General features: G+C 37.8%; 11 protein-coding genes. 1 reads left to right on the top strand and 10 read right to left on the bottom strand.

The window, feature by feature from the left end; translation table 11 throughout:
• Nucleotides 1-17 precede the first annotated feature (17 nt).
• From NE558_RS01565 to NE558_RS01555, 3 genes are all read right to left on the bottom strand, one after another.
• A complete protein-coding gene (locus tag NE558_RS01565) occupies nt 18-233 on the bottom strand; it encodes a 4Fe-4S dicluster domain-containing protein (RefSeq protein WP_066048094.1) in 216 nt (71 codons plus the stop codon).
• 28 nt (nt 234-261) lie between these two features.
• Complete coding sequence (locus NE558_RS01560) at nt 262-996, bottom strand: ATP-binding protein (protein WP_256148158.1); 735 nt, start codon at nt 994-996, stop codon at nt 262-264.
• Between the two features lie 485 nt (nt 997-1,481).
• Nucleotides 1,482-3,590, bottom strand: coding sequence for a glutamine synthetase III (locus tag NE558_RS01555; protein WP_256148157.1), 2,109 nt, complete (start codon nt 3,588-3,590; stop codon nt 1,482-1,484).
• A 301-nt stretch (nt 3,591-3,891) separates the two neighbouring features.
• Between NE558_RS01555 and NE558_RS01550 the strand changes: the two genes are divergently transcribed.
• Entirely contained in the window at nt 3,892-4,152 is a 261-nt protein-coding gene (locus tag NE558_RS01550) for a hypothetical protein (protein ID WP_256148156.1), read from the top strand.
• 210 nt (nt 4,153-4,362) lie between these two features.
• Here NE558_RS01550 and nadC read toward each other — a convergent pair whose 3' ends face one another.
• The 7 genes from nadC to NE558_RS01515 all read right to left on the bottom strand — a co-directional run bounded on the left by nadC (nt 4,363) and on the right by NE558_RS01515 (nt 12,855).
• The gene (nadC, locus tag NE558_RS01545) at nt 4,363-5,217 is read right to left on the bottom strand and encodes a carboxylating nicotinate-nucleotide diphosphorylase (protein ID WP_305144962.1); all 855 of its coding nucleotides are present in this window, start codon (nt 5,215-5,217) and stop codon (nt 4,363-4,365) included.
• Complete coding sequence (locus NE558_RS01540; protein ID WP_334303597.1) at nt 5,192-6,502, bottom strand: L-aspartate oxidase; 1,311 nt, start codon at nt 6,500-6,502, stop codon at nt 5,192-5,194. The genes nadC and NE558_RS01540 overlap by 26 nt, the downstream gene beginning before the upstream one ends.
• Nucleotides 6,503-6,554: 52 nt before the next feature.
• Nucleotides 6,555-7,463, bottom strand: coding sequence for a quinolinate synthase NadA (gene nadA / locus NE558_RS01535; RefSeq protein ID WP_256148153.1), 909 nt, complete (start codon nt 7,461-7,463; stop codon nt 6,555-6,557).
• A 512-nt stretch (nt 7,464-7,975) separates the two neighbouring features.
• Nucleotides 7,976-8,491, bottom strand: coding sequence for an ECF transporter S component (locus tag NE558_RS01530; RefSeq protein WP_256148152.1), 516 nt, complete (start codon nt 8,489-8,491; stop codon nt 7,976-7,978).
• A gap of 23 nt (nt 8,492-8,514) precedes the next feature.
• Complete coding sequence (locus tag NE558_RS01525) at nt 8,515-9,996, bottom strand: 4Fe-4S dicluster domain-containing protein (RefSeq protein WP_256148151.1); 1,482 nt, start codon at nt 9,994-9,996, stop codon at nt 8,515-8,517.
• Nucleotides 9,997-10,528: 532 nt separating this feature from the next.
• The gene (locus NE558_RS01520) at nt 10,529-12,184 is read right to left on the bottom strand and encodes a sensor histidine kinase (protein ID WP_256148150.1); all 1,656 of its coding nucleotides are present in this window, start codon (nt 12,182-12,184) and stop codon (nt 10,529-10,531) included.
• Nucleotides 12,181-12,855, bottom strand: a complete 675-nt coding sequence (locus NE558_RS01515; RefSeq protein ID WP_256148149.1) for a response regulator transcription factor — start codon at nt 12,853-12,855, stop codon at nt 12,181-12,183. The genes NE558_RS01520 and NE558_RS01515 overlap by 4 nt, the downstream gene beginning before the upstream one ends.

The raw sequence follows: 12,855 nt of genomic DNA, 5'->3' as shown, positions 1-12,855 counted from the left end.
AAATTTCCTCCTCTCTGTTAGTCAAGTTTTTCTACTGTAATTGCACAGTCTGGACACATTTTTGCACAGCTTGTGCAAGCGATACAATCATCATTTACTGATTCCGCAGGGTTATAGCCTGCAGCATTAATTTTGGTTTCGGAAAGCTTCAGCACATGCTTTGGACAAACAGAAACACAAAGTTCACAGCCCTTACAGAGCGTTTCGTTAATGATTACTCTACCTTTTGCCATTCAAATACACCTCCATAAATATTTAAATTTACATCCAGGTTTTTCTCATATAAAACTTCATAGGGAACAACTCACCGGAAAGCCCCTGAGGTATCTCTTCCGTCATTAATTCCTCAACATAAGAAACATACCTTACAGGAATTCCCGTTTGCTTTGTTACCTCTCTCAAAACCCTATCCCCGTCCAAAAGACACTGTGGTGTAGTCTCTCGAATCAGGTTTGTATTGTTAATAAAACCTGTCACCTTCAAACCCGACGAAAACTCAAGCTTCTCCATTTGCTCGATAATCCCCTCTGGTGTGGACGTATCAGGACGATACGCATTGACAACCATAAAAAAATCTACTTCCGCATGGTCCAAAATGGGTTTTAAACGACCAAGCACCTTTGTCCCCACATCGTTCCCCCCCAAGTCAACGATGTAATCAAAGCTGTGATCCCTCGCCGGCATTGTCATAGCCGCAGAAACTGCAGGTACATCCAGCCCGTCCCCCTCAATTGAAGAGGAAATCACCAAAATACCTGCCTTTTCTAATTCCTTCTTTTTTTCCCTAGAGCGAAAATAAACATTTACGATATCTAAATCGGCAATGGCAACCTTTCGGTTATATCCTGCGAGTTTCATAGCATAGTTCACTGCGAACTCAGTCTTGCCACTACCGTAGTGACCGGTAATAATACGAATTCTTTTATCATCAATAATTTCTTTATTCTCATTGATTCTGTCTATTCTTTCTTTTTCAATGAGCATTGTGTTGATCATTGGATTCACCTCATTTTTTAAACAAACCCTATTAAATGTACTAAAAAATGTGCAATTTGTATATAATAGTCATTTTAGTGTTTATAAGTACCAAAAAAAATAAATTTAACTCCTTACTTTTAATGATAAATAAATAATAACTTATTTCAAGCCACCATCCTGTGTATACATTATAGCGCATTCAATAATGGTTTGCAAGAAAATAAAGTGTATTTTTAACAGGTATCTAAAAAAAAACATTTTTCAATATTTTTTTCTTTTTTAAAAAAAATACATGCCTTCAAAATATTTGGCAATATTTTATATTTATCTTTCAATAGTATGCATATTTTTTATAATTATTTTTATTTGTCATACAACAAAAGTCGTTTTGTTGTGTATGGAGTTATGCTTTAGTTTTCGCAAAAAAACCCCCATTATTCTCAAAATTCATGAGAAAAAAATGGGGGTTTTTCTAAAAACTCCATCGTTGTCTTACAAGATTATCATACGTTATATAATAACTCTCCATAAGTGGGGAAAGGCCATGCTTTTTCATCTACCAAAAACTCTAGTCTATCCGCTGGCTTACGCAGCTCTTCCATTACCTTAAATACTTGATCACGATAGAAAATCGCTTGTAATTTGCTATTATTCTTAAGCTTAGCCGCCTCTTGAGTAACCTCAGTCAGATGTTTCAGCGCCTCTTGAAAAGCTTTCATATTATCATTGATTTCCGTCAACAGTTCTTCCTCTACAGATGCATCAAAACCTGCAGCCTTCATCGCTGCCAAAGAGGTTGCTACTTCACCTGCATATTTTACGATGGCTGGGCGGATTTGCTTAGAAGCAATATCAATCATAGCTCTAGCCTCTATGTTGATTTGTTTAATATAAGTTTCATACAAAATTTCAGAACGTGAGTGCAATTCCACACGATTCAACACTTTATGACGCTCAAACAGCTCAATCGCTTTTTCTTCTACCAAATAAGGAATGGAATCCACCATATTTGTAATATTGCTAAGCCCTCTGCGCTCTGCCTCTTGCAACCACTCTTCCGCATAGCCATTTCCATCAAAAATAATGCGCTTATGATCTGCATAGGTTTTTCTGATTAATTCATGTACCGCGGTATTGAAATCTTCAGCTTTCTCCAATTCATCTGCAAACTCCGCCAAAACATCTGCAACAATAGTGTTCAATACAAAATTGGGGCCTGAAATAGAACCAGAGGATGGAGGCATACGGAACTCAAACTTATTGCCTGTAAACGCAAAAGGAGAAGTTCTATTTCTGTCAGTTGCATCCCTCTTCAAATAAGGGAGGGTATTTACGCCAACACGCATTTTTCCACCTTGAATGCTGCTGGTTGCTCCCCCATGCTCAATCTGATCAAAAATATCTAAAAGCTGATCTCCCAGGAAAATAGAAATAATGGCAGGAGGGGCTTCCTGCTTGCCTAAGCGGTGGTCATTGCCGGGATTCGCTGCCGCCAAACGCAACAACTCAGAATATTTATCTACACCCTTGATAATAGATGTTAAAAACACTAAAAATTGAGCATTTTCATGAGGTGTTTTACCGGGATCTAAAAGATTCTGTCCATCATCCGTTCCCAAAGACCAGTTATTGTGCTTGCCACTGCCATTTACGCCTGCGAAGGGCTTTTCGTGAAGCAAACAAGTCAGGTTATGATGTCCTGCGATACGTTTCATTGCCTCCATAACTAACTGGTTATGGTCAGCGGCGCGGTTGCAATCATCATAAATTGGAGCAAGCTCATGCTGTGCAGGAGCTACTTCGTTATGCTGTGTTTTTGCAGTCACTCCAAGTTTCCAAAGCTCTATGTTTAGCTCTCGCATAAAGCAGGCAACTCTTTCTTTAATACAGCCAAAATAATGGTCATCTAACTCCTGACCCTTTGGTGGCGCTGCACCAAAAAGAGTTCTTCCTGTAAAAATCAAATCTTTTCTCTGCTGATACAATGTACGGTCAATCAGGAAATACTCCTGCTCAGCACCTGAATACACATTAATTCTCTTGGCAGTTGTGTTCCCAAACAAATGTAAAATACGCATCGCCTGTTTGGAAACAGCCTCAACAGAACGGAGCAGGGGCGTCTTTTTGTCCAACGCTTCCCCGGTGTAGGAGCAAAAGGCTGTTGGAATATATAGAGTAATTCCCGCCGTATCCTCTCTTAAAAATGCAGGTGATGTACAGTCCCACGCCGTATAGCCTCTTGCCTCAAAGGTTGCACGCAAACCGCCGGAAGGAAAGGAAGATGCATCCGATTCCCCTTTGATTAGCTCCTTGCCTGAAAACTCCATAATTGCCTTTCCATTTATGGGTGCTGTCAAAAAGGAATCATGCTTTTCAGCGGTAATCCCTGTCATAGGTTGAAACCAATGGGTATAATGGGTTGCCCCTCTTTCCACAGCCCAGTCCTTCATGGCATTTGCAATAATATCTGCAATAGAAGAGTTCAGCATTTCTCCTCTTTCAATGGTGTTCTTTAATTCCTTGTAGACTTGCTTCGGCAAATGTTCACGCATCATTGCGTCATTGAATACATTCATACCAAAGATTTCGGGTATAGAAATTTTTTCGTACATACACTTGTCCTTTCTGGGTTAACTTTTCTTCTTCTCCGTTATACCATACGCTTTATTATACAGACACAAGAAAAGTTTTGCAACGATTTTGCGCCTTGCACTTTGGAGAATTCCCGTCCCCATTTGCCATTTTTTTTGTATATCCTATTACTATTTTTTATGCAAATCCATTCCTATTTATACAATTTTTCGCTGATTCGAATCAAAAAACATTTATTCGTATATTGGTATAAATTTACCGTTGATAAAGAACGTTAGTTCTGTTATTATCATATTAAGTTCTATCAAGGAGGTTCTCTGCATGAAGCTTTTGAATAAAAATATTGATATGATTTCCTGGACGGCGAAAGACGGAACCGTTACGCCTGTACGCTTTCGCATGGAGGATAATGGCGAAACCATAACAGTTAAGGTAGATCGTATCCTACAAACAGAAAGAAATAGATTTGGCGGCAGCCAAACCCTCTGTTTTCTCTGTAGCAGCATCATAAATGATATTGAAAAAATATATGAGCTAACCTGTAATTGTGATAACCAAAAATGGTTATTGCGAAAAATATAAGAGAGCCTTACGTAGAAAGTCATTGGAAATTTTTTCTCAGTCAATGTTTTATTTCTTAAATAAAATAACTATGAGATATAGATGAACAACAATACATTCTGATAAGCAAAAAACCTTATTCAAAAGCATATTTTTGCAATGAAATAAGGTTTTTTACCTATAATTAAATTCCTTGTTAAATAACTCTAATTACAAAAACCTTTGTACTTTTCAGTCTAAGTTTTTCAAGTTTTTTAAAGAAAAATCCAAAATTGGTGCAGAGTGGGTAAGAGCACCGCAAGAAATATAATCTACCCCAATTTCACAAAGCTCTTTTAACCGTTCTTTGGTCACGTTGCCCGAACATTCGGTTTTTGCTTTGCCACCAATGCGCTCAACAGATTTTCTCAATGTATCGTTATCCATATTATCCAGCATAATAATATCTGCGCCTGCTCCCAACGCTTCTTTCACCATTTCAAAGTTCTCTGCTTCAACCTCAATTTTGCGCACAAATGGCGCATATTCCTTGGTGAGCCTGACTGCCTCAGCAATACTGCCTGCTGCTGCAATGTGGTTATCCTTAATCAAAATTCCATCTGATAAGTTGTATCTGTGATTACTTCCGCCCCCAACCTTTACAGCATACTTCTCAAAAATACGCATATTGGGTGTTGTTTTTCTCGTATCCAATAATTTTGTTCGATAAGGCTCCATAACCTGAACACATTCCCTTGTATAGGTTGCAATACCGCTCATTCTCTGCAAAAAATTTAAGGCAGTTCTCTCACAGGTTAATAGTGTTCTGACGCTGCCATAAATGGTTCCCACCAAAGTACCCACCTTTACCAAATCCCCATCTTTAAACTCCGTTTCAAAGTGCGCCGAAGGATCAAGAAGCTCAAAAACCAAACGAAAAACATCAAGTCCAGCAATAACACCCGACTGCTTGCATATTAATTGCGCACTGCCTTGTGTTTTTGGGTCTACAATTGCATTTGTTGTGATATCCTCACTGGTGATATCCTCTTTCAACGCGGCCTTTATATAATACTCTACATTAACCTTCATACTTACACAGTCCAGCATATTCAACACTTCCTTTGCTTATTTCATTCCAAACCAATAGATGATATTCTTTTTCTAAAGCTTCTGTATTTTTATATTGGGTAAAGTCAACTATTTCTGCTCCATTGTCTAAAACACCATTTTTAAGATCTTCACCAATCACGAAAGCCGCCCTTTTTGAAAATACCAATGCCTCCAAAAGAGAATTGCTGGCCAAACGGTTGGCACCGTGAACACCGTTACAGCTTGTCTCTCCAACAGCAAATAAATTCTTCATTGAGGTCTTTCCATCCTCGTTAATTTGAACGCCTCCCATAAAATAATGCTGTGCGGGCGTAACCGGAAGAAGATCACGTTCTAATTGATACCCTTCCTCCAAGCATTTTTCATAAATATTAGGAAATCTTTCTCTGATCTTTTCCCCACTCATATGTAGCATAGATAGATAAACGTAATCCGTTCCATCCTTTTTCATTTGTTCATAAATTGCTGCACTAACAACATCCCTAGGCAACAATTCATCCACAAAACGTTGTCCATCCTTATTCAAAAGTATGGCACCCTCACCTCTAACAGCCTCAGAAATCAAAAAGCTCCTGCCCTTTCCTTTAGAAAAAAGGGTTGTGGGATGAATTTGTACATAATTCATATCTATTAATTTCACATTATGTTTGACTGCAATTGCAATAGCATCTCCCGTAATATGATTCATATTGGTGGAATGCTCAAATAACCCGCCAATGCCTCCTGTTGCCCAAACCACTGCTTTGGCAGATATGGTAGAAATAGCATTTTCTTTGTCCCTTAAAACCACACCTGTACATATATGATTCCTCTCCAAAATATCAATCATCGTAACAAAAGGAACAACCGTAATGTTGCTTTTTTTTCTCACCTGTTCCAGCAATGTCTCCGTAATTTCCTTACCGGTAACATCCTTATGGTGCAAAATTCTGTTAACAGAATGAGCTCCTTCTCTTGTATAAGAAAAGTCACTGCCATCTTGGTCAAAATTTACGCCAAGTCCAACCAAATCTTCTATGACACTGCGAGATGAGCGAATAAGAATTTCAACTGAATCTTTGTTGTTTTTATACCTTCCAGCCTTTAACGTATCTTCAAAATATGCGTCATAATCATCATTATCCCTCAGTACAGAAATGCCTCCTTGGGCTAAAAACGAATCGCTATCCTCTGGTTGCTTTTTTGTAATCACCATAATTTTATAATGATCGGGAATATTTAAAGCGCAATATAATCCCGCTGCACCGCTTCCAACAATAACAACATCAGCTTCCTTTATCACAACGATACCTTCTTTCAAAATACCATGTCAACAGTCACATTGGTGCGTTTCATGATTGAGCCAATTCATGCATTTTTGTTAGAGGAACTTTAGCTTTTTGCCTTAATTCTTCATCTAAAAATATCTCATTTTCCATAGAATTCAAAATCTCAAAAACCTTTGAAAGGGTGTTCAGCTTCATACCGAAGCACTGTTGATTTTCATTCACTAGATAAAAAGTTTTATTTGGATTCTTGTTGCGAAGCTGATGCAAAATCCCATCCTCCGTAGCAATAATAAAACTATCATCACTGCTTTTTGTAGCATAATCAATCATCTCAGATGTGCTTCCAATAAAATCGGCTAAGTTTAGTACTTCGATTCTACATTCCGGGTGAGCCAGTACCTTAACCTGAGGATGCTCTTCTTTCGCTCTTATCACATCTACCATATGTATATCTTGATGAACAGGACAGTAGCCTTGATGAAAAACAAATTGCTTCTCTTTAATCTTCGTGGATAAGTATGTTCCTAGGTGATTATCCGGAATAAATAAAATGTTTTTCTCTGGTAAATTTGATACAATTTTAAATGCATTGGATGAAGTTACACAAACATCCGAGAGTGCTTTAATTGATGCACTGGAATTAATATAACAAACAACCGCAAGATCATCATGCTTTGCTTTTATATTTTGTATTGTTTCTCCATCAATCATATGAGCCATAGGGCAATCTGCTGATTCATCCACCATTAATACACGCTTTTCCGGATTTAAAATTTTTGCGCTCTCGCCCATAAACTTGACACCGCAAAATAATATGGTCTTTTGAGGTATTTCAGTTGCTACCTTACTCAAATAGTAAGAATCACCCACATAATCTGCAATATCCTGCACTTCTCCGCTTACGTAATAATGCGCTAAAATAGCCACATCATTCTTTTCTTTCAGCTTTTTAATTTCTTCATTCAACTTCATTTTTATCACCTCAAATAAGATTAAAAACTCTGATTATTCATGACGTGCATTTTAAATCCCTTCAAAAAAAGCATAAATATAATTCCAAATTTATATGAATGCATTTTTTTGTGTACATATTGACTATCATTATATAACTTTTTTTAGGTTTGTCAATAAATGTCCCACCTAAATTTTATTGTTTTATCAAGCATTTAGCTGTATTTTTATTAAATATATCCTTAATCAGGCAGATGAATTCAAACCAGTCTTAAGCGTATTCACAATGAATATGTGTTGCATCTTAATACATTTGATACATAAACAAATAAATACTTAAATTGCACCCTATTCTTAACCTATTTTGTTGGAATCTTAATGAAAACTATGTATGCATCAAACTTCCTGAAATAAAAAAAGAGAGCACAACTATATGTACCCTGCCTCAGCAATAATTTTTATGAAATGTAAAATCCATTTTTTAGAAAAAGGTGTGTATTTCCCATACACACCTTTTTAAATCATATATCATTCTATTCTGTAACATACAAATGTTTTACTCTGGTATGAATCACAAAAGCAATGGAACAACCAATAGCTGCAGTGATAAACTGAGTCATCGAGAATGTTGCCTTCACGACTCCCACCATCTTTTCAGGTATCGCCCCACCAAAGAAAGGAATCACTGCATACCAAACCAATAGCCACAATACAACTGCCTTTAAGATAGCGCCAAGGGCAAGCCATGCGGCAAGCTTCTCTTTTCTTCCTTTTCCAGCCAGTAAAACCAATGTTAAATTACCAAGCATAACAACAAAAATCATTAGAGGAACCAATTGCATAATCGGTGTAAAACCCATGAAATAAGCAATGATCGGGCTCATTACTGCAATAAAAATACCGCTTGAAGTTCCAACTGCCAATGTTGCCATAACCAATATTGCATTCACCGCAGATCCGGTCAAATAAACAGAAATCCCTTTCATACTTTGGAAAACAATGCACATTGCCAATAATACTGCGGTTAAAACCAAATGTTTTGTTTTCATTTTACCTCCCAGTGAGTGTTCTCTTATTTCTCTTTTAAATGAAATTCTCTTTCCATATTAACAACACTCAAATCATAACCGTTCATGCCCTCGAAAGGACTTTCCGTGGTTGCCTCCTTACCATAGCGATTCAAAAGCTCAATGCCTTTTTGATCGTGAGTTAAAGATGCAGAACCACCGGTGCAACCATTCTTACACGCCATACCTTCTAACAAATTGGCACTCAACTTACCAAAGGAAGCCAACTTCATATTCTTGATACATTCATCAATACCGTTACAGTGAATTGGTTTAATTTCTTTTTCAATTCCTTCCATGGCTGCAACCTTTACAACGCTTTCAGCAACGCCTCCCGTTCTTCCGAAAATACGTCCAAAGTATGAAGGTTCACCGGCATTTCTTTCTTCAAACTCTTTCAAATCAAAACCTTTTGCATCAAAGGTTGCCATTAACTCTTCAAAGGTAATCACATAGTCAACAGCACCTAACAAGTCCTCTTGTTTTATTTCAACTTTCTTCGCAATACAAGGACCAATAAACACAACCTTGGCTTTTTTATCCTTTTCTCGTATTGCCCTTGCAAGGGCTATCATAGGAGATACTGTTGTGGAAACATGATCCATAAATTGTGGATAATTTCTACGAACATAATCCACAAAGGCAGGGCAGCAAGAAGTTGTTTTCCATCCTTTTTCATCAATGGTCTCTTCAAACTCTTTGGCTTCTGCAACAGCAACCATGTCACCGCCGATTGCAGCTTCAATGACGTCATAAAAACCTAATTCCTTTATGGCTGCAAAAACCTGACCCAGCTTCACCGAAGGAAATTGGCTGGCAATGGCAGGTGCCACAATTGCATACACATGATAGTTTGTATTATTCCAAGATTGTTGAATCAAATCCAAAACGTTTAAAACAAAGGGTTTATCCACAATTGCTCCAAAGGGACACTGATAAACACAGGCACCGCAGGAGATACATTTCTCATGATCAATAAATGCTTTTTTCTCTTCATTGATTTGCACTGCCCCCACTGCGCAGGAACGAATGCAAGGTCTTTTTACTTCACTGATGGCATTAAAGGGACACGCCTGCTTACAACGTCCACATTCAATGCAAAGAGCTTGATTAATATAAGAACGATGATTCACAATGGTGATAGCATTCCTTGGACAGACCTCTTGACACTTATGCCCCAAACAACCTCTGCATGCTTCTGTTACTACAAAACGGTCAATGGGACACTCGTCACAGGCTGAGCTTAATACATTGATAACCCGATTATCCTTAGAAGGCTCTAAAACCAATCTCACACGTTCTTCTATAATATGTCTTTCTTTATAAATACAACAGCGAAACATTGCCTTTGGACCTGGAATTATGGCCTCTGCAATTTCTCTGTATGAATTGATTGATTTATCCAGCGTACCATGAAAAAAGCGTTGCGCTACTTCTTTGTTTACTAAGTATTTGATATATTGAACATTGCTTTCAAAACCCTTCATTATTTACTCCCCTTTTCATAATTTCAATTAGCAAAATACTCTTCTTTTTATATTCGCAAAAATCATTTTCAATAAATTTCAAAAATGATTTAAGGGTTTTCATCCCTTAGTTTAACAAAAAAGAACCGTTTCTTACACCCATTTCATGCCGACAAAAAAGCAACGAAGTATTTTGAATACAGTATACGACGTTACTTTTTTTTAAAAAATGGAATTTACGTTTATTTTGTCTTTTTTACTAAACCCCTACTTATGGGGTAATTCTAACACATATTTATTTCGCATGCAAGCTAATTGTCACTCAAATACACAATAATAATGAACAAAATTTTAGTCCATTTTTAATGCTTTCTGCTACTTCAACAAAACGCATCTTCAATAAAACTACTTTTGAACAAAAAAGTCAAGTGTTATTTTACTTTTTTCTTGAGTAACTACTTTTTGCATTTCAATAAAAACAATATAAAAAATAAGAGCACTCTAGAAGTTAATTTTAACTAAAAGGATGCTCATCTTTTTCTTTAAAACTGTTTCATTTTGGTAATATAATTTTAATTGTCGTGCCCTTCTTTAATTCACTTTTCAGATTAATTTTTCCATTATGCAAAATTGTACCATGCTTCACGATAGAAAGTCCCAATCCTGTTCCTTCAGTTTCCTTGGAACGGCTTTCATTCACCCGGTAGAATCGCTCAAATACACGAGATTGATTAGATACAGCAATCCCCATACCCGTATCGGCAACAGTAATTACAACTTCCTTCTCATTATTTTCCAGAGAAATAGAAACCTTTCCATTTTCATAATTATAGCGAATTGCATTATCGCAAAGATTATAAATCATTTCCTGCAATACCTGTCTCACTCCGTTAAAAATGACGGGCACAGTGGATACAGAGATTATTACGCCTTTATTCTCAGCAACTGGCTCCAATCTCTTTACAACCTCTTGTATTAAAACCTCTAAATCCACAGTCTCCTTTTCCATTCCATGTTGTTTCTCATCCAATTTTGAGAGTTTTATAATATCTTGAACCAACTGAATTAACCTTTGGGCTTCATCGTAAATTTTTTCCGCAAATCTGGGCACATCTTCACCTTGTACCATACCGTTTTTCATAATTTCTGCAAATCCAGAAATGGAGGTCAACGGTGTTTTCAACTCATGAGAAACATTTGCTGTAAATTCTCTGCGAATTTTTTCCCCCTCTTCCCGCTCAGTCACATCAAAAAGAAGTATAATTGCCCCTGCAAGAATATCCTCCTGCACCACGGGATTGGCAAATAGCTGACAGCACTTGCCGCTAATCTGTATTTTTTCTTCCCAGTGATTGCCTGATAGTGCAGCTTCAACAGAACGACGAAAACCTTCACCGCGATTTAGCTGAAACACACTAACATGCCCCCTAGGCGCTTCAATCCCCATAAGATGAAGTGCACCCATATTGTAAGAAAGTACATCCCCTTGGGCATCCAAGACCAAAAGCCCTTCCTGCATATTGGAGGTTATTGTATCAAACTCTTGTTTTTGGCACTTTAACTCCCGCATTTGCCGATGAATTTGTTTGTTTTGCACAGCAATCCGCCTCAGTAGTGGCGTCAATTCATCATAAACAACTGCCAGCTCAGGCTGCTCCAAATCCACATCATTAATGGGTTTTGTAATTTTCTTAGCAGTTTGGAAAGCCAATAAAACAGAAAGCACAATTGCAGCAACTAAAATAAGAAGTAATGGCTGAGTCATGGTAAAAAATAAAGCAAGAGGTGTCGTTGTTAACGTAGAGATGCGAATAACAGATCCATCTTGTAAACGAAGAGCGAAATAGACCGTTTTCTCAGAAAGGGTTCTTGAATATCTTTGGCTTAAGCCCTCTCCATTCGTAAGTGCAGAGGATACTTCGTAACGTTCCTTATGATTTTCCATATTATCCGGGTTTGCCTTAGAGTCAAACAGAACAATGCCATCCTCATCAATCCACGTGATTCGGTCAGTAGGATTTTGCATCTGCTCAAGGTATTTCAATCCATCCTTCTGAACCCCTGCACCAATATAGATTGCTTGATTGCGCAAATCTTCCTGCTGCTGAACCGAAAAATAAGAATACATCATGCCCAACACTAGCACAACAACAGACAGCATCATAACCATAGCCACGCCAAATATGGCTCGAAAAATGCGCTTTGTCACAAACTGCCTCCAATCTTATATCCAACGCCTCGCACCGTTTCAATATTTTGACCCCAATCGCCTAATTTCTGACGAAGGGTTCGAATGTGTACATCAATCGTCCGGTTTTCTCCGTCAAAACTATATCCCCAAATACTGTTCAGCAATTGATCTCTAGTCAATACCTTGCCTTTGTTTTCCATCAGCAAGCTCAGAAGCTCAAATTCCTTGAGTGTTAAGATTACTTCTTTCCCATCTACTGTTACTTCGTGGCGGGCTTGGCTTACGGATAAGCCTCCAAGGATATACTCCGTGGATTCTTCTTCCCCTTCTGTACGACGCAAATGAGCTTTCACCCGGGCAAGAAGTTCCATCATACCAAAAGGTTTTGCAACATAATCGTCGGCGCCGCTGTCAAGTCCAATCACCTTATCAAATTCGCTTCCTTTCGCCGTCAACAATATAATTGGTACTTTTTTTGTCTTTGAAGAAGCACGTAGCTTTTTCAAAATACTGATCCCGTCTTCCTCTGGCAACATCAAATCCAGCAATATGAGAGAGGGTATTTCTTTTTCTATTGCAGCCCAAAAAGCGGAGGGTCTCTCAAAGCCTTCCGCAACAAATCCCGAACTGTTTAAAGTATAAGCTACAAGCTCTCGTATACTGTTGTCATCCTCAACCAAATAAATCAA

The sequence above is a fragment of the Anaerotignum propionicum genome, assembly GCF_024461735.1.
Classification (GTDB): Bacteria; Bacillota; Clostridia; order Lachnospirales; family Anaerotignaceae; genus Chakrabartyella.
The sequence above is the reverse complement of the archived record's forward strand: the minus strand, read 5'-3'. Positions and strand labels throughout refer to the sequence as shown.